The following is a 17,937-nucleotide window of genomic DNA, read 5'->3' as shown; positions in this document are numbered from 1 at the left end:
TTAAGAAGCTTTAGTTGATGGTCACTTATAATCCCTTTCTATTTTAATGTTCCAATGTTTCCTTTCCCATTGTCTACTGTTAAGGAGTAATCATCGTCCCTTACCGAAGCATAAAAAATATGCTTTATATTTGAAACACCTGCTGCTTTGATTTCTTTTAATAACCATTCTTCATCTTTATGAATGAGTTCTAAATTTCTATATTGTATTTTCCCCTCAATGACAACTGCAATAGGAAGACCGCTATAATCTACATGACAATTTAGTATTTTTGGTGTCACAGGCATAGACTCTTCTTTTGGAAGGACACTAATTTCTCCATTTGGTTCAAGAATAGCGTATTGAATATTGTTCACGTCAGCATAGCCTTTGCTTCTTATACTTGATAATAATTCTGACAAAGAAAAGCGACTTTTTTTCAGGTTCATTTTAATTAACTTGCCATGTTTTATCAAAATCGTTGGCTCTCCTATTACAAATCGGTTGAGGTGTTTGTATAGACTTAATTTTGATAGTGAGATATGTATGATAATAATAATCGCAATCCCAATTAAGGCTTGAGTAACCCCATCGACTTTGATTGCTTTAATCGCCAGGGTGACAATAAAAAATAGGGCTGTTAAATCATGTGGGGTAAATTGAGCTAAGGCTGATTTCCCCATAGATCGTATGACCACAATGGTCACTAAAAATAATATGAGTACTGTTCCGATAAACGAGAGCATATAGACACCTCTTTGTATAAAACAGTTATGAAAAAACAACTGAAAGATAGGCTGATACATGATTCATTCGTTTCCATACATCATGCCTCTCATATTGTTACCATATACTTCATCCAATATGTTCCTTTCCGCATATCCTGCAAATGAGAATCACCATTCGAAATTCCACCATAACTTCCTCCCCCTCTATTCTTAGTCAGTTAACCATACATAGAAATAAGATTTGAATAGAATAGGATGAGTGAAATTACTAGAAGAAGGAGGAAACATACATGGACAAACTTAGAAAACATTGCTCGTCTTGTATTTGTAAAGAATTAAAAAAGTTTAAAAAGAATACACTTCTCATACTCTTCTTTATAAATGGAAAGGTAATCATTAGATTTGATACTGTAAAAGATGATTGTATTATAGGTAAAACATTGGATAACTTACCTATTTTTATTGATTGTAATCATGTGACGAGTTTTATAAAAATCCACACTGTGCAACGGACATTTGAGTTTACAGGATCAGTGATTACCATGACTGTGCCAGAAGATGCAACTACTGCAAAAATACAAGCCATTGGTGCTTCAGGTGGTGGTGGAACTTCTGCCCCAGGACTAGGCGCTTCGATTGAAGGAGACTTCCCCGTTACACCTGGTGAAACACTAAGTATATTGGTTGGCCAACAAGGAAAAACCGCTTTAAGTTCCCCCGGATTATTTAACGGAGGGGGTGGTGGCGGCAGTTTTGTTTGGCGAGGAGCAGGACCTGTCACTCCTTCAACCCTTTTGATCGCAGCAGGCGGGGGCGGGGGTGCTAGCACAGTTGAAGGACTACCAGGAGTGAACGCATCCCTTACAAGCAGTGGAACGGATGGCAATCCCGGCGGCACAGGTGGAGTAAATGGAAGAGGCGGTAATACCAATGCGTTTTCCGGTGGTGGCGGTGCAGGAATTCTACCAAGTCCACTAGGAGACGGTGCAAGTAGTTTAGGTTCTGGCGGGCAATCGATCTTTAATGGAGGTGCAGGCGGCACAGGGTTTAATGGCTCTAACGGTGGCTTCGGCGGAGGCGGGGGTGGCGGCTTTGCTGAAGGCGGTGGTGCCGGAGGATTTAGTGGCGGAGGTGCAGGGGGTACAGACGATTCCATTGGTGGAGGTGGCGGGGGCGGCTCTCAAAATAATGGCACTAATCAAGTCAATATTCCCGGTATTGGTAATGGAGATGGTCAGGTGACAATTGAATTTTTTGCTATTTAAAAGTCCACCTTTCATGACAATAATCGTATTGAACTCTACCTTTTTTTATGACATCTAGTAAACTATTGTTACCCAAAGCAGACGATCACTACCGACTTAATAACTATCAAAAAAGAGTATAACCAACTGCGGTTATACTCTTTACTAATGCTGTAACGTTTCTTCATTCCTAATTAGCCACTTGAACAAGGTGAAATTACTTTAACCATTAGATTCATTAGAAGTTGTCAGTAGATGCGGGAAAAACGCTCCTTTATCTGGTATTAGAATACTCATACGATAAAGCAATCCATGGAGATATTCCAGGAATGGATGTTGCAATTGAATTAGGAGATAATTATCGTCAAAAAGATAGTTCGTTGGAAGAGAATGTTCATAGCATAATTAGATGGCAAAATACTAAAAGTGCAACTGGTGGTTTCTTATCTGAACTTGGTGGAATAGTTCTATTACCATTAACCCTTCCAGCTAACATCAATAGCGTAATCTTAGTTCAAATGCGTATAATTGCAGCATTTGTTCATTCGGGAGGGCACGACCTGAAATCAGATGAAATAAAAACTTTTGTTTATACATGCTTAGCTGGTAACGGAGCAAAACTTATATTAAAAAATTGAAACCCTTTAAGTATTCGGACAGATTGTCAGGCTCATCGTCCCACCAACTATTTTCAAAATAGTACCCACGGTATTTTCATTTCGCACACCCTAGCGATTTTTTTCACAAGAAAAGAACGCCCACATGAGCGTCTTGTTTTGATTTCGACTATTTATAAATGCTTCGATAATATTGAGATACGCTAGCCCTGTTGTATGTCGAATAATCGTCATTTTTCGGAGTGTCTACCGGCTGCGCTTCTGCCCATACTACAAGTATGATCGTAAATATCAGTCCAATTACTATTGTGATTGGCTTTCTTTTCATAAAATAACGCCTCCCCCCATTAATATCTACGCGCTATTTTATATATAAGAAGCACATTCTCATTCACTAAGAAATATATTTACGATTTATTAATCCAAACGGGATGACTTCCTCATTTCATTTTTCTTACGACCATGCGATATTTGTACTGCCACGCTATAATAATACTACAGTGAACCTACTTAGCTACGATAGGAGGGCAGCTCATTCCAGCAAGGATGGAGCGGCTTTTTTTGTCTAACCCTTGATCTTTCGGCCTTTATTCAATTTTCCAAGAACTTCATTAAGTGGCAAAAAGTCCGCATATTGTTTCTTTAACGACTTCTGCGATAAATGAAGTATAACGAATATGCATCCGCAACTTATGACCGTCCAATTTAACGCGATCCTCTAACATCCAAGCGGCATAGGCGCGTATCAAATCCGTGTCTACATTTCGAACGTCACTACCGAGTTCTTTTACGTCCATATATTCCACAAAGAAACGATAGTATAGGCAGTATTTATTTACGGTTCCTTCCGCTATCTTCGGCTACCTTTACGTTAATGAACTTCTCGAATAATGAGTCCAATTTGTGGATAGATTTGCTATAAGCTCCGGCTATTCTCATTTGCTTAACGTTCATACCTTTGCGCAAAACAAAAAACGCCCCCTACTCCGAATCAATTTCGGAATAAGAAGCGTTTTGACCGGTGCTGTACACCGTTTTTCGTAGTAGCGCTACCCTGCGTCTAAGTCATTGGTAAGTCAACGTTGATATAGCGCGATACCTACCGTAGATGGAGCATAGCGGGCTCGAACCGCTGACCTCTACACTGCCAGTGTAGCGCTCTCCCAGCTGAGCTAATGCCCCGTATAATGACAGCGATTTCCTGTCGACAAGATTTATTTTATCATAGCTTTTATTATAAGGGCAACTTATTTTTTGAAACATGTAAAAGTGCACTATATTGAGGGTCTTTTACCTATTAAATTCTTTTAAAGCTTTCCTTCCCCTACTTCCTCTCCTTCTTCTTTCAGTTCCAACCTCCTCTTTTCCAACTCCAGTTTCTTTTCCTCTACCTCTAACTTTTTCTTTTTCAAGTCAAAATTCATTACAAAATATAAGAAAATAAACGTCATCCCAACGATTACGGATATAAATAAAAATAGGTCCAATTTGATCCTCTCCTAGGTGTTACTTGTTTTTAAAGTATACTGGTGCGTAGTCACCACATATTCATTTTACTATCGAATAACCAGTTTTATTACGCCACCTCTCTCTGTTTTTATCATGCTATACTAAATAATAATGAGAATTGGTAAGGGAGATGAATACGATGAAAGATGTCCTTATCCAGTATATGAAACGCTTCTCGGATCTAAGTGAATCCGAATTAAGAAAGCTCACAATCGATATTCCTGTTTCTACGTTTAAAAAAGGAACGGTCCTTTTGCATCAAGGTGAAGTTCCTGACAAATGCTATTTTGTTTTAAAAGGGTGTGTACGCCTATACGGTGTCGATGAACATGGGAATGAGAATACGTTTAATTTCTTTACAGAAGAACAGAGTGTAACGATCTTTAATCAGCATAAGCCTGACAAAATTTCTCCCTACTCTCTTAGCTGCTTGGAAGACTGTACGCTTATTGTTGGTGATTTATCGACTGAGCAGGAAGCTTACGACATGCACCCGGTGTTAGAAGAACTGACTCGCAAGATGATGGAAGAAGATCTGGGTGCGATGAGGGATGAATTCTCCTCCTTCATTTCTTCGACGCCAGAAGAGCGCTATCAAAACTTGGTGAAGAAAAGACCAGATTTAATTGACCGAGTTCCCCAGTATCAACTCGCAAGCTACCTGGGAATCAAGCCAGAGTCTCTAAGCCGGATTAAGAAACGGTCCTTAGCTAACCTCCGGATTGTTGATTAGTCCATCGTTACTTTTCTTCCTTTTACTAATAACCAGATGCCAAATCCTAATTCACCGATCACCATGGGAACCATAAGGATTAATTCTAGTAGCCCCGTAACGTTTTCAAGTTGGGGGATAAATTGGTATATGAAATGAATAAGCGAGTAGCTGAAACCGGCTAGAACGACAAGAAAGCTGATCACTTTTGGTATTCTGGTTGTCTTCCATGCTACCATGCCGACTACGATCAAATGAAGTCCAAAAATGATTAATCCAAATGACCAGATTGCTTCAAAAGCTGTGATGGCATCCATTACTTGCTGTGCTACAGTATCCGATGACGTGCCTAACTCTGCATTTTGAACAACAGAATTGGTTATCACAAGATGCGAAACCGCTATGGCTAGAATGACTGTGTAAAGGAAACGAAGCCCACCGGCTAATAATGCGTAACCAGCATGGAACGGCTTTAAGAATAAATAAAAGCCCCATGATACAATTAAATCCAGAATGATAATGATTAACCATCCAAGTACCTCAAGACGAAACAGTCCTTGAGATGCCTGGATGTTTTTTAATGTCGTTGCTGCATCTCCCTCAACGACTAATGAACTGTGCACATACCCCTGAGCAAAAACTGCAGCAAATGTCATGATAAGTAATGCAATTGCTGAAAAGACTGCTGCTTTCTGCTGCATGTTTTGATTAGTTGTTGTCTTTAATTCCATATAAGAGCCTCCTCGACTTTGATGTTAAATCTATTGTATTTTGTCTGAGGAGGACTTTCATTGACTTAAATCAAGGATTTTGCGCTTTTAGAAATTTAAGCAAGTCCCATTCTTATCCACAATGAGATTACCTAAGTAAACCACACTAATTTCAATAAAGATCACGAATCACTTTTTTTATACCATAGCTCTATCCTCCCAAGTCAATTGTTCTATTAAAAGGGTTAGCAAAGGAATTTGTGAAGATCTGTTTAGGTCGAAATCCTTTTGAACCACTTTAGGTGCTTTGAAATAATTGAAGTGCGCGATTGTTAACTGAATTAAAAAGAACTAAAGTGAGGTTGGTGATGGAGTCAAATGTTGAAAAAGATTAGTCCTGCAGGAGTTTTATCAATAGCCATGCTAATGGGGTGCTCCGCTGAAACGGAGAGAAAAATCGATGAAGGTCAAACGGAAGACGTGACGTGGTCATATGAAGGAGAAACTGGGCCATCCAATTGGCATACGCTGCACCCTGAGTATGCGGCATGCGGTGAAGGAGAAAAACAGTCTCCAATCAACATTGACGTTTCAACTGTTGAACTGAACGATGATTTAGAAGCACTTGAACTCACGTACCAATCCACTCCATTTACATTAGAACACAACGGACACACGGTTCAACTGTCGGATCCAACTGGGGAAAACAGTATTTCATTACAAGGAGAAGAATATACCTTACAACAACTCCATTTCCATACCCCAAGTGAAAATTCATTGAACGGTGATCATTTTGAAATGGAAGGTCACCTTGTTCATCAAAGTGAAGCGGGTGAGCTGGCCGTTCTCGCCTTCCTTATTAAAGAAGGTGAAGATAATCCAGTCTTAGCTGAAGCCTTTTCAAATATCCCTTCAGAGCACAGTAAAGAAGAGCTCTCAAGTAAACTAAAGCTGGATTTATTATTGCCAGAAGACATGTCTACATTCCGGTACAGCGGTTCGTTAACGACTCCCCCTTGTTCTGAAGGCGTTAGCTGGGTTGTTCTCGAAGAGCCAATCGAGCTGTCAGAACAGCAGATTGAGGCATTTTCCGAACGTTTTCCGCATGGGAATGCGAGAGATCCTCAACCGATAAACAATAGAGAAGTATACGCGAAATAATCTACTCTCCATCAAAAGAACCCTTTTGCGGATGCAAGAGGGTTCTTCTTGTTCAATAAACGTCCAAACAACAAAAGAAACGCTGTCCCCCAGCGTTTCTCCTCTCTTATCTTCTCTCCCGGCTCGTTAGCCCCATTGCCACAAACCGTACAATAAGTGATGCCACAATACTATACACAATCAGTGCGAACACCGCAGAGAATTCAACGACATATTGTCCAGCAAATTCCGTGGTTGGAAAGATGTTTCGAAATGGATATAGCAATGGCGCTGAAAAGTCATAAATCCACTGCACGAATGGAGCTGTTGGATTTGCGCTGAATAGTTTCAGCAATATGCGAATTCCAAGAATCGCTTCAATGATACCGAAAATCAAGCGTACGAGCGATACGAGGAATGATGATAGTGCTCTCATATTTCTTCACCCTTTTTGTCCTGTCATATCCTTTCTTTACCCTGTCGCGAAGGATCACACACGTGTCGTTTTTTTCCAGTGATTGATGGGCATAATGGAAGTGGAGAAAGGAGCGTTTTGTTTTGAGATTACGTGACTTAGTTTATTATATATCGCGGTATCCTCCTGTATTACAACTCGGTGCGCTGATCGTTGTGATTCTAATTACGATGGGCTTTATTATGCACCTGGTAGAGCCAGAGATGTTTCCGACCGTTTTCGATGGGATTTGGTTTGCGATTGTCACGGCTTCTACGATTGGATATGGTGATACATCACCTGAAACCGTGAGAGGAAAAGCATTTGCAATGGTATTTATTATGTTTGGAGCTGGATTTATGACCTTTTATATGGCAAAGCTTGCTTCTTCCTTTGTAATGACCCAGGGTGCACTTGGACGGGGAGAGCGCAGCTACGAACGAGCCAATCACGTTGTCGTCGTTGGGTGGAATTCACGCAGCCGACATACGATTAAGGCACTTCTATCAAATCAGCCTGAGCGATCTATTGTACTGGTTGATCATTCGCTTACGGAAAACCCACTCCAAAAAGAAGGCGTTCATTTTATACGAGGAAATCCTGGTGAGGATAGTACACTGCGAAAGGCAAAGATAAGCGAGGCGCACACCGTCCTCATTACTGCGGATCAGTATAAAAGTGAAATGGAAGTGGATATGCAGACGATTTTGACCCTTTTAACGGTAAAAGGAATCAACCCTTCTGTGTATACGATTGTAGAGATTCTATCACCTGAGCAAATTGTGAATGCCGAGCGTGCGGGGGCGAACGAAATTATTGAAAGTGCTCATCTTCTAAGTACGGTGATGACGAATAGCGTCTTTTCACACGGGATTTCTACGACACTGCTTGAAATGCTTACTCATTTAAAGCCAAACCAGCTCGATTTTATGAAAGCGGAGGCTTACAGTGAGAAATCCTTTTGCGATGTCGCTCAACAGCTAAATGAAAAGGATATCCTGATGATTGGTGTAAAAAGAGGAAGCGATCTTGTCATGAATCCCTCCCCTTCGTTTGTTATCGAGTCAGATGATCTTTTACTTGTGATTCACACGTAAGACGAGAGTGCTGCGTCAAACTCTTTCACGTAACGCTCTCCGTATTTCAACCACTTTTCATCAATTTCAGCATCTTTATCGGTTGGTTCCTGAAACTGGTTAAAGGACGCTGAGATATTGCCGATATTCCCTTCAGGATCGACTCCTGCCTGGTACATATGAGAGAGCATGAACGGCTGGCCGATTTCGACAATAGCGCCATCCGCATCAAGCTCTTTTTTCACGGCTTTAATCGGCACTCGTAGAAAAAGATAGCCGTCTTCATCATCGATTTTGTAATCAAAATAACCGTGATCATACTCCCATCCGCCTCCGTAGCTATAGCCTAGTTGACGAAGCTTGTCCTCCATAATGCTAAGTTCAATCGTTTTGCCTTCGAGCGCAGAATTCATTGGAATCATGTATAGCTTCCTCCCTATTTACATTGTCTACGCTTATCGTGTCCAAACAGAGGAATTTCATGATAAAAAAGCGCGGGTAGGCGCTGAAGCTAGACTAAAAAAGCGCAAGCGCCTCGTTCACCCGCGACAAGCTTAAGACGAGCCTCAATGTGGCGCCTTTTGCCACAATGAGGCTTGACTTAAGACCTCGAGCGGGTAGGCGCTGGAGCTAGATTTAAAAAAAGAGAGCGCTGCTGCGCTCTCTCTTGTTCAATCTATTCGTTTGTCTTAAGGCGATCCTCAAGCTCTGCTTTTTCTTTTTCGAATCCTGGTTTACCAAGAAGGGCGAACATGTTTGTTTTGTAAGCTTCTACTCCTGGCTGATCGAATGGATTCACACCAAGTAGGTAACCGGAAACGGCACATGCTTTTTCAAAGAAGTAAGCAAGGTAACCGAAGTGGTAAGGTGTCATTTCAGGGATGTTCACGATTAAGTTCGGAACGTCACCATCTGTATGAGCAAGCATTGTACCTTCAAATGCTTTCTGGTTAACAAAGTCCATTGTTTCCCCAGCAAGGTAGTTCAGCTTATCAAGGTTTTTGTCGTCTTCTTCGATTGTGATCTCATGACGAGCTTTGCCTACATTCAATACAGTTTCAAACAAGCTACGACGGCCGTCTTGAACGTATTGTCCCATCGAGTGAAGGTCAGTTGAGAAATCAACGGATGCTGGATAAAGACCTTTGTTGTCTTTTCCTTCACTTTCGCCAAAGAGCTGCTTCCACCACTCAGAGAAATAGTGTAGAGATGGCTCATAGTTCACTAGAAGCTCGATGTTCTTTCCTTTGTTGTAAAGAGCATTACGAACCGCTGCATACTGATAAGCTTCGTTTGAAGCGATGTCAGATGTGTTCAAGTCATCTTGCGCGTCCTGAGCACCTTTCATCATCTCTTCAATGGAGATACCGCTTGCTGCGATTGGAAGAAGTCCAACAGCTGTAAGAACAGAATAACGTCCACCAACATCATCAGGAATCACGAAGCTTTCGTATCCTTCTTCGTCAGCAAGTGTTTTAAGCGCACCTTTTGACTTGTCTGTTGTTGCATAGATGCGACGACGCGCTTCTTCTACGCCATATTTTTCTTCAAGGAATTTACGGAAAATACGGAACGCAATTGCAGGCTCTGTTGTTGTACCTGACTTAGAAATAACGTTAACAGAAACGTCTTTTCCTTCAAGTACGCTGAAAAGATCCTTTACGTAAGTCGAGCTAATGTTGTTTCCTACGAAGAACACTTGTGGTGTTTTGCGCTCTTCTTTTGTTAGGACGTTATAGAAAGAATGGTTTAGCATTTCGATCGCTGCACGAGCGCCTAAATAAGAACCACCGATCCCAACAACAAGAAGTACGTCAGAATCTGATTTAATTTTCTCAGCTGATTTCTGAATGCGTGAGAATTCTTCTTTATCATAATCATGCGGAAGCGTTAGCCAGCCAAGAAAATCGCTGCCAGCCCCTGTTCCATTATGTAGCGCTTCGTGTGCAGCCTTCACTGCATCCGCCATGTATGTTACTTCATGTTCGCCAACAAACGACAATGCTTTTGAATAATCAAAACTTACTTTCGAAGTCATAGTTAGCCTCCAATTATCATTTTTTGTTCAGTACCCACATTTTACTTTAGCCCAAGACCTAGTCGAAATCAAGAACGCCGATCCATGTAAGCGATTACCTAAGAAGATTTCTTTTTAATCTCTTTTGACCTTTTGTCCTTATTCACTTCAGTGTACAAATTTCGTCGCTCGATTTTTGACACATTCGATTGAAACCAGAGTTTCAATCGCCTTTAAGCGGAGCTTAAAGGTCGCTGTGTTCGGCAGCCCAGGTGAGCAAATTCATTTGTTCTAACCGCCCCTCTCACACATTGCGAAAATGAGTTAAAAATCATCCCCATTTAAAAACCAAACAAAAAGAACCGCTCCAAAACGGAACGGTCCTTATCATTTATCTTATAGAGAAGCTTTCAAAATCGCCATCACGTCGTCGCGCTCAAGAGACTTGAAATTACCGAACGCGCCATTTGCCATCGCACGGTCAGCAATCAAATCAAGTTGGCTATCGTCGATGTCGTAATCAGCAAGACGGTTTGGTGCACCAAGGCTGCTCCAGAACGCGCTTAGCTTGTCGATCCCTTCAAGCGCGATATCGCGATCAGATTTACCTTCTTCGCTTACGCCAAGAACTTTGACAGCAAGACGCTTGAATTTATCAACGTTCACGTCAAGGTTGTGTCTCATTAAGTTCGGGAAGAGAATCGCCAAACCACCAGCGTGCGGAATATCATACACAGCTGATACCGCGTGCTCAATATTGTGAGAAGCCCAGTCACCGCGAACACCCATCTGTAGTGATTGGTTTAGCGCTACTGTACCACTCAACATAATGGTTGCACGGTGGTCGTAGTTCTGCATATCTTCAATTAATTTTGGAGCCGTGTTCATCACTGTTTCAAGTACAGAGAACTGCATGTTTTCTTGAAGCTCTGTATTTGATTCAGGGTGAAGGTATTGCTCAAGTACGTGAGACATCATGTCCACCATGCCGTAAACTGTATGGTTTTTTGGCACTGTGTACGTGTTCTCAGGATCTAGAATAGAGAATTTCGGGTGAACGAGTGGATGTCCCCAACCGTATTTCTCTTGTGTTTCCCAGTTTGTGATAACAGAACCTGGGTTCATTTCTGAACCAGTTGCTGCTAGCGTTAGAACTGTACCGAATGGAAGAGCTGCTTCAGGGAATGCTTTCTTCGTTACGAAGTCCCAAACGTCTCCATCATATTTAGCTCCAGCAGAAATCGCTTTTGTGCAGTCAATAACACTACCGCCACCTACTGCTAGAATGAAATCAATATCGTTTTCTTTACAAATGTCGACGCCTTTATGAACAGTTGTTAGGCGTGGGTTTGGTTCAACGCCGCTAAGTTCAAATACTTCAGCACCAATTTCGTTTAATGTGTTCATTACGCTATCGTAAACACCATTTTTCTTGATGCTTCCTCCGCCATAAACAACGAGGACTTTTTTTCCGTATTGTGGAACTTCCGTTTTGAGCGCTTCAAGCTGCCCTTTACCGAAGATCAACTTTGTTGGATTTTGGAATGTAAAATTATTCAATGTTATGTCCTCCTTTATTTCAAATCACGTTTATTCCAGCCTAAAAGCGCAGTAAACACTCACCTTTAGCCTTTAGTAAAACCAGAGGTTAAGGTGAGAATAAACTGCCCCTAAAGGTCTGATTCGTTCAACTAACCGTCAGACGACGGAAGTTTCACTTTATTATGCCTCATCATATTTTAAAAATAAAGCAATCTGCTTAAAGGAAGTAAGTGGAGATGAAATGTATAAGATTGCTGAATTTTTCTCATCTTATAAATGAATCATTATGTTTTTTATAAAAGGAGGGTGTCTTTTGAGCACACTACAACGAGTCGCACTAGGGTTGGTTATCATTGGAGCGATCAATTGGGGACTTATTGGATTTTTCCAATTTGACCTTGTAGCAGCGATTTTCGGTGGACAAAATGCTGCACTCGCACGCATTGTCTATGGTCTTGTTGGGCTGAGTGGACTTTATTGCCTAACGCTACTATTCAAACCTACTGAAGAGCTTTCACATGATCCAGATCGTGCGACAACATAAATCAAAAAAAGAAGGCAGCCGGTTGGCTGCCTTCTTTCGTCTTTACTTACTTCTTAAGGCGCTTGTTCAATTGAGCTTGACGGTCGTTAGACTCTTTCAACCAGTCTTTAAGCTTATCTTCAAGCGTGTTGAAGCCTTGTGGAGAAGAAGTTTGTTGTGGTTTCTTGTTTCCGCCGCTTGGTGCTGCTGGGCGTGGCTTTCTTTCCGGACGCTCAGGTTTAGGCTGAGTAGCACGGATTGAAAGAGAGATTTTACCGGAACCTTCTTCAATGTTAAGGATTTTAACCTTAACTTCGTCTCCTACAGTAAGTTGATCTTCGATATTTTTTACGTAGCCGTGAGAAATTTCAGAAATGTGAACTAGACCTTGCTTTTGGTCGTCAATTGCAACGAAAGCACCAAAAGGCTTAATACCAGTTACCTTCCCTTCTACGATATCACCGACGTTATATTGCTCTGCCATGAAAACACTCCTAACAAATTTTTTCAACTTAACTAGTATAACATAGATGTCGAAACTAGACAAAACATCATACTGGCCTTTTCTAAGAATCATACCCTTCCAGTGAAGGAATAGCAAGACATGTGAATAGTATAAAGCATTTGTTTTCAAATTAAAATAATCAGATACCTAAGTAATCATGTCAATGATGGCAACGCTTCTAGCAGGTGGTAAATAAATACATGAATATTTGATATTGACTGAATTCTTTCCGGTCGCTATAGTGTTAAAATGCCATTCATTTGGACTTACTATATTGTATGAGGTGACAAGAGAAGATGAAATCAAATGATCAATGGTCGTCAAGATTCGGATTTATTTTGGCTTCAGCTGGGTCAGCGATCGGGCTTGGTGCACTGTGGAAATTTCCATATATGGCAGGTACAAACGGTGGAGCAGCGTTTTTCCTTGTTTTTCTTCTTTTCACTGTTTTAGTCGGAGCACCGATGCTACTTGCTGAATTTGTCGTTGGCCGACACTCCCAACAAAATGCCGTTTCTTCTTATCAGACGATTTCTGGTAGTACAAAATGGAAATGGCTCGGATATCTCGGGGTAACCGCATCCTTCATTATCTTATCCTTCTATAGTGTTATTGGTGGATGGGTGATCACGTACTTAACAAGAAGCTTCTCAGGATCTCTTACCGGACTTCCAAATAGCCGTTATGAAGAACTGTTCGGAGAAATTATCGGCAGTCCTTCAACAGCACTCCTGACGCAAGCGTTATTCCTAGCGATAACCGTAGCTATCGTGCAATTTGGGGTTCAAAAAGGAATCGAAACAGCTAGCCGTTATATGATGCCAGCTCTTTTTATTCTTTTTCTAGTGCTTGTTGTTCGTTCTCTCTCTTTAGACGGTGCCATGGATGGCGTTTCATTCTTCCTGAAACCTAATTTCTCGATGCTATCAGCTGAAGGCGTTCTAGACGCGCTTGGTCAATCGTTCTTCGCGCTCAGTGTCGGTATATCCTTAATGGTGACGTACAGCTCTTACCTTGATAAAAAAGCTGATCTCACCGGTTCCGTTGTTTCAGTTGTTAGTTTAAACGTATTAATCTCATTTCTTGCTGGACTTGCCATCTTCCCTGCTGTCTTCGCATTTGGCTTTGAGCCAACAGAAGGGCCTGGACTTATTTTCACCGTTCTTCCTGCAGTGTTTAACCAAATGGCGTTTGGCGGATTGTTTTTCACCGTATTTCTAGCGCTTTTGCTGTTTGCAACGTTAACTTCTGCTTTTTCTTTGATGGAGATTATCGTTTCTACGGTAACACGTGGTGAAGAAAAGCGTAAGAAAGTATCCTGGATCGCAGGATTATGCGTTTTCTTACTTGGAATTCCATCCGCATTGTCATTCGGTGTTCTTGGAGACATTTCCGTATTTGGCAGAAGCATTTTTGATACGATGGACTTTCTAGCAAGTAACTTATTAATGCCGATCGGTGCTCTCTTGATTTCTGTCTTTGTTTCTCGAAAAATGAAGCGAGAGATCCTGGCGGATGAAGTGATGATGTCTTCCAAAATAGGGCGCGTAATCTTCCCCATTTGGTACGGACTTATCCGTTATTTTGTCCCAGCAGCCATTACGCTCGTACTTATTACATCGTTACTTTCATATTAATTTTAAAAAAAGAGGTATATTATTCATATGATCTGGGAATAACAGAAGTAGTAAGCTATCTATATTCCCCCTTTTGAAAGACGAGGCCAACGCCTCGTCTCTTTTTTTGTCTTGAATGATCTTCTCTCTTACGTCAACTAGGATAAACTTCACCTAAGTAAGCCAAACTTTAAATAGCCAATGCAGGAGAGGAGTTGAAAAGTGTGTTCGAAACTAAGAAAGACAAAGTACAGCTCGACAACGTGACATTGTCTTATGAGTATTACAAACACCCGGACCAAAAAGCTCACACGCTGGTCTTCATTCATGGGTTTCTTTCCTCTTCTTATAGTTTCCGCAAACTTTTCCCTCTTCTTCATGATCATTACAGTTTATTGAGTTTTGATTTACCTGGATTTGGTGAGAGCGAAAAGAACTGTGACATCCATTACTCCCTACATGAGTATGCCGCTCTCACCAACCGCCTTTTAGAAAAAATGCAAATTTCGAAAGTGGTCTTGATCGGTCATTCGATGGGCGGTCAAATCGCGCTTCGTACTTGTATCCAACACCCGGAGCGCGTTGAGAAACTGATTCTTTTATGTAGCTCAAGCTATATTAAATCATCATCGTTAGGCCTGAGAGTTTGTTCTTATCTTCCTTTTTTTCCGTACTGCCTCAGCTTATCCATGAACGCCATTAATTTAAGAAAAAACTTCGAACATCTTGTCTACGATCGGAAGCTTCTTACTCAACAAGTAATTGACGGCTATACGTCAAGTTTTAATGAAAAAGGCTTTTTCTTGGCACTAAGTCGACTGATCAGGGATCGGGAGGAAGATTTAGCTTCAACAACACTAAACAAGATCAACTTTCCAATTTTATTAATTTGGGGAAGTGATGACCGTCTTGTTCCACTTCGGGTTGGAGAGCGGATGAAAAAAGACCTGCCGGATGCAGATCTCCTTGTTTTCTCTCATACTGGCCATTTAATACCAGAAGAAAGACCTCTCGAAACATCAAAGGCAATTCAACATTTCCTTCATGAAAAATAACGGCGCCTCGAGGCGCCGTTATTTATTTGGAACCAATTGTGGTTCTTCTTTTAATAAGATGCTTAAAAACCCAGAAGTTACGAGAAAAGCAGCTGGTAAAATATAAAAAATCGACAAAAATATGATTCCGCCTGCTGCTGAAACAAGCAGACTGAAGCCTCCTATAATTGGTCTTGTTTTTACAAAATAACAGCCCAATACGGCAAATGCGGGAAAAATAAATGCAGTTAGAAATGAAATATCTTTGACTTGAATTAGAGGTATCACATTAAACCTTGAGAGCACTGCTGCGATAATGCCAAGAACACATCCTGCAACGGCCAGTTTAAACATGCGTTTTTGTTTCATTCTATTCCCTCTCTCATTTTAAACCTTACTCTTCTTAACAATCTATTCGAGTTAAAAGCGCTTCATCCTTCTATTATTCTATACTTTCCACTAATCGTTTCCATTTTAACATGAAATTTCAGTCTTAAGGCGGAGTAAACTTCAATCGGAAGCAACTCCCACAGTTCTTCATCTTGATATACACTAGAGTTAACAGGCTGCCAATATTTTAACAGTGTTTCATGCTAGAAACTAGTATCAAATGAGACCAGTCTAACTCAACATTCCCTAAATAGGAAAGTATTTCTTTAAGATTATCGTAGTATAAAGACTTATTCAGAAATATGGCAGGAAATAAACATACTGCTGTCAAATATGTTCACTCATAGGAGACAGAAGGAATTGGGGAGATTACATGAAACGAATTCAAACAGGACGATTCCTCGTAGCAACTTTCTTTGTTAGTCTTGGAATTTTTCTTCTTCTTATAAATCTCGGCATTATTTCCATGGAAATGACGGAAGCAATTGTCTTTTTTTATCCGTTTTTGTTGCTTCTGCTCGGAGTAAAATATCTTTTGGAAGCATTGATGCCTTCCATGAAACGAAAGAAATGGACAACTGGCACTCTCTTATTCATCGTTGGCCTTCTACTCGTTCTTGATCGTTTTCAAGTGATTCATTTTACCCTTTCGAGCATTTGGAAACTGTGGCCGCTCATTTTTGTGTTGATCGGTTTTAAGATCCTTGGCCAGTTCCGGAAAGTTCAGGGATTTAGCCTAGTTAGAGACCATTCCTACAACAAACCGAATTGGGAAGTTCGCTCGATGTATGACTGGAGCTTTGTATGCGACTACGATTTTGATTTTTCGACAACGCTCATCCCAGAAAAAGAAACGGTCATTCATCTCTCCGGTTTTGTTGGTGACATTAATGTAATTCTTCCAGAAGATCTTCCATTTCGAATCGAGGGAAGTGCCAAGGTTTTATCCGCAACAATCGACAAACACAATCAGGATAATGTGGGTAGAGGACAGGCCATCACTTATGAAACGGATGATTTTAACGATGCTCTTCAGCGCATCGTATTTTATCTTGATTTTTCTGTGCTTGATTTACGAGTTGATCGGATTTAAAGGAAGGTGCAATCAATGTGAACAAATCCACTTTACGATGGAAGTTACTTAAGTCGATTCTTTTTACAGCTCTTTTTACAGGAATTCTTTATTTCCTCTTTGTCCAAATAGGGTTATTTCTTCACCCCGGGTTTGTATCGCTCTGGTTTAGCTTACTTTCTCCCCTCTTCGTCATGTTGCTAGTGATCGTATTGGGAAGTTACTTTAGCTACAAAGATACGCTCTCTATCCGAAACCGTCTTGAAGATATTTCCACCCAAATCATCACGTTATCGAGAGGAAGATTTACTGAAAAGATAAAACTTACGGAAGAGGATGAAATTGGACGGATTAGCTTCGAGTTAAATGAACTCACTGACAAGCTACAGAAGCAGGTAACCTCTCTCCAAAATTTAGCTAATCAGAAAGCTGAGTTAGCCGAAAAAGCGAGGGGGGCTGCCATTATTGAAGAACGTCAGCGCCTTGCTCGTGACCTTCATGATGCTGTTAGTCAACAGCTGTTTGCCCTAAATATGATGTCTTCTGCTTCTATTAAAATGATGGACCGCGACATCGAAACAGCCAAATCCCAAATGGTCGATGTGGCAGATCTCGCTAGTAAAGCACAAGTCGAAATGAGAGCGCTTCTCCTTCACCTTCGCCCGATTCATCTATCAGAAGATACTCTCTGTGTCGGCATCACAAAGCTTGTGGATGAACTCGAAAAAAAATCTGGCGTCACTTTCCACCTTACACTCGATGAACTACCGGAACTTCCTGGTGGAATTGAAGAAAACTTATTCCGGATTGTCCAAGAAAGTCTCGGAAATGCTTTGCGTCATGCTGAAGCTTCAGTGATTCGCATTACTGTGAAACTTAAGAAAAAGCAATTTTTATTACATATCAAGGATAATGGAAAAGGGTTTGAAATGAATGAAAATAAAAAAGGCGCATACGGTCTCGATTCAATGCAAGAACGTAGTGATGAAATCGGTGGACAGTTTCGTGTCTCATCTCGTCCAGATGAAGGCACATTAGTCGAAGTACGTGTGCCATTGGAGGAATAACC

At 41.0% G+C, this 17,937-nt stretch carries 19 protein-coding genes and 1 tRNA gene; 10 read left to right on the top strand and 10 right to left on the bottom strand.

The genetic code is table 11. From position 1 onward, the window contains the following. Nucleotides 1-38: 38 nt before the first annotated feature. Nucleotides 39-725: a DUF421 domain-containing protein gene (locus tag LCL91_RS11525; RefSeq protein WP_224882527.1), complete on the bottom strand. Its 687-nt coding sequence runs from the start codon at nucleotides 723-725 to the stop codon at nucleotides 39-41. Nucleotides 726-997: 272 nt separating this feature from the next. Between LCL91_RS11525 and LCL91_RS11520 the strand changes: the two genes are divergently transcribed. Further along, a complete protein-coding gene (locus LCL91_RS11520) occupies nucleotides 998-1,972 on the top strand; it encodes a hypothetical protein (RefSeq protein ID WP_224882525.1) in 975 nt (324 codons plus the stop codon). 308 nt (nucleotides 1,973-2,280) lie between these two features. Beyond that, nucleotides 2,281-2,589: a hypothetical protein gene (locus tag LCL91_RS11515; protein WP_224882523.1), complete on the top strand. Its 309-nt coding sequence runs from the start codon at nucleotides 2,281-2,283 to the stop codon at nucleotides 2,587-2,589. A gap of 1,088 nt (nucleotides 2,590-3,677) precedes the next feature. On the opposite strand, the gene LCL91_RS11510 is transcribed toward LCL91_RS11515, so the two are convergent. Together LCL91_RS11510 and LCL91_RS11505 are read right to left on the bottom strand one after the other, a co-directional pair. Next, nucleotides 3,678-3,750: transfer RNA gene (locus LCL91_RS11510), tRNA-Ala, on the bottom strand. Between the two features lie 125 nt (nucleotides 3,751-3,875). Then, a complete protein-coding gene (locus tag LCL91_RS11505; RefSeq protein WP_224882521.1) occupies nucleotides 3,876-4,055 on the bottom strand; it encodes a hypothetical protein in 180 nt (59 codons plus the stop codon). A 161-nt stretch (nucleotides 4,056-4,216) separates the two neighbouring features. On the opposite strand from LCL91_RS11505, the gene LCL91_RS11500 reads away from it, so the two are divergent. Continuing rightward, nucleotides 4,217-4,810: a Crp/Fnr family transcriptional regulator gene (locus LCL91_RS11500; protein WP_224882519.1), complete on the top strand. Its 594-nt coding sequence runs from the start codon at nucleotides 4,217-4,219 to the stop codon at nucleotides 4,808-4,810. Here LCL91_RS11500 and LCL91_RS11495 read toward each other — a convergent pair. Continuing rightward, nucleotides 4,807-5,520: a DUF4386 domain-containing protein gene (locus tag LCL91_RS11495; RefSeq protein WP_224882517.1), complete on the bottom strand. Its 714-nt coding sequence runs from the start codon at nucleotides 5,518-5,520 to the stop codon at nucleotides 4,807-4,809. The genes LCL91_RS11500 and LCL91_RS11495 overlap by 4 nt on opposite strands. 360 nt (nucleotides 5,521-5,880) lie before the next feature. Here LCL91_RS11495 and LCL91_RS11490 point away from each other — a divergent pair, with 360 nt between their 5' ends. Beyond that, entirely contained in the window at nucleotides 5,881-6,660 is a 780-nt protein-coding gene (locus tag LCL91_RS11490) for a carbonic anhydrase (protein WP_224882515.1), read from the top strand. 106 nt (nucleotides 6,661-6,766) lie between these two features. Here the strand turns inward: LCL91_RS11490 and LCL91_RS11485 are convergent, their stop codons facing one another. Then, nucleotides 6,767-7,075 carry a YggT family protein gene (locus LCL91_RS11485; protein ID WP_098444795.1) on the bottom strand — a complete coding sequence of 103 codons (309 nt, stop codon included), beginning with the start codon at nucleotides 7,073-7,075 and terminating at the stop codon, nucleotides 6,767-6,769. A 122-nt stretch (nucleotides 7,076-7,197) separates the two neighbouring features. Here LCL91_RS11485 and LCL91_RS11480 point away from each other — a divergent pair, with 122 nt between their 5' ends. After that, the gene (locus tag LCL91_RS11480) at nucleotides 7,198-8,190 is read left to right on the top strand and encodes a potassium channel family protein (RefSeq protein WP_224882511.1); all 993 of its coding nucleotides are present in this window, start codon (nucleotides 7,198-7,200) and stop codon (nucleotides 8,188-8,190) included. Here LCL91_RS11480 and LCL91_RS11475 read toward each other — a convergent pair. The 3 genes from LCL91_RS11475 to LCL91_RS11465 form a co-directional block, all read right to left on the bottom strand. Beyond that, entirely contained in the window at nucleotides 8,181-8,591 is a 411-nt protein-coding gene (locus LCL91_RS11475; RefSeq protein WP_160920792.1) for a YugN-like family protein, read from the bottom strand. The two genes, LCL91_RS11480 and LCL91_RS11475, sit on opposite strands and share 10 nt — an antisense overlap. Before the next feature lie 254 nt (nucleotides 8,592-8,845). Next, nucleotides 8,846-10,207: a glucose-6-phosphate isomerase gene (locus tag LCL91_RS11470; RefSeq protein ID WP_160920790.1), complete on the bottom strand. Its 1,362-nt coding sequence runs from the start codon at nucleotides 10,205-10,207 to the stop codon at nucleotides 8,846-8,848. A 375-nt stretch (nucleotides 10,208-10,582) separates the two neighbouring features. After that, nucleotides 10,583-11,746, bottom strand: coding sequence for an iron-containing alcohol dehydrogenase (locus LCL91_RS11465; RefSeq protein ID WP_224882508.1), 1,164 nt, complete (start codon nucleotides 11,744-11,746; stop codon nucleotides 10,583-10,585). Nucleotides 11,747-12,041: 295 nt separating this feature from the next. Here LCL91_RS11465 and LCL91_RS11460 point away from each other — a divergent pair, with 295 nt between their 5' ends. After that, complete coding sequence (locus LCL91_RS11460; protein WP_098444800.1) at nucleotides 12,042-12,272, top strand: DUF378 domain-containing protein; 231 nt, start codon at nucleotides 12,042-12,044, stop codon at nucleotides 12,270-12,272. Between the two features lie 46 nt (nucleotides 12,273-12,318). Here LCL91_RS11460 and yugI read toward each other — a convergent pair whose 3' ends face one another. After that, nucleotides 12,319-12,735 (bottom strand): S1 domain-containing post-transcriptional regulator GSP13, encoded by a 417-nt coding sequence (gene yugI, locus LCL91_RS11455; protein WP_098444801.1) that lies wholly within the window; start codon nucleotides 12,733-12,735, stop codon nucleotides 12,319-12,321. Between the two features lie 317 nt (nucleotides 12,736-13,052). On the opposite strand from yugI, the gene LCL91_RS11450 reads away from it, so the two are divergent. Both LCL91_RS11450 and LCL91_RS11445 read left to right on the top strand, forming a co-directional pair. Further along, the gene (locus LCL91_RS11450; protein WP_224882505.1) at nucleotides 13,053-14,393 is read left to right on the top strand and encodes a sodium-dependent transporter; all 1,341 of its coding nucleotides are present in this window, start codon (nucleotides 13,053-13,055) and stop codon (nucleotides 14,391-14,393) included. A gap of 203 nt (nucleotides 14,394-14,596) precedes the next feature. Further along, nucleotides 14,597-15,427 (top strand): alpha/beta fold hydrolase, encoded by an 831-nt coding sequence (locus LCL91_RS11445; protein WP_224882503.1) that lies wholly within the window; start codon nucleotides 14,597-14,599, stop codon nucleotides 15,425-15,427. Nucleotides 15,428-15,445: 18 nt separating this feature from the next. Here the strand turns inward: LCL91_RS11445 and LCL91_RS11440 are convergent, their stop codons facing one another. Then, on the bottom strand, nucleotides 15,446-15,775 hold the full coding sequence (locus tag LCL91_RS11440) for a hypothetical protein (RefSeq protein ID WP_224882500.1): 330 nt from the start codon (nucleotides 15,773-15,775) through the stop codon (nucleotides 15,446-15,448). 394 nt (nucleotides 15,776-16,169) lie between these two features. Between LCL91_RS11440 and LCL91_RS11435 the strand changes: the two genes are divergently transcribed. Together LCL91_RS11435 and LCL91_RS11430 are read left to right on the top strand one after the other, a co-directional pair. Beyond that, on the top strand, nucleotides 16,170-16,889 hold the full coding sequence (locus LCL91_RS11435; protein ID WP_224882497.1) for a cell wall-active antibiotics response protein: 720 nt from the start codon (nucleotides 16,170-16,172) through the stop codon (nucleotides 16,887-16,889). Nucleotides 16,890-16,906: 17 nt separating this feature from the next. Continuing rightward, complete coding sequence (locus LCL91_RS11430; protein WP_224882495.1) at nucleotides 16,907-17,935, top strand: histidine kinase; 1,029 nt, start codon at nucleotides 16,907-16,909, stop codon at nucleotides 17,933-17,935. Nucleotides 17,936-17,937 lie beyond the last annotated feature (2 nt).

Origin of the sequence: Guptibacillus hwajinpoensis (assembly GCF_020171785.1) — a bacterium.
In the GTDB taxonomy this organism is placed as follows: Bacteria; Bacillota; Bacilli; order Bacillales; family Guptibacillaceae; genus Guptibacillus; species Guptibacillus sedimenti.
This window is presented reverse-complemented; position numbering and strand designations above follow the sequence as displayed.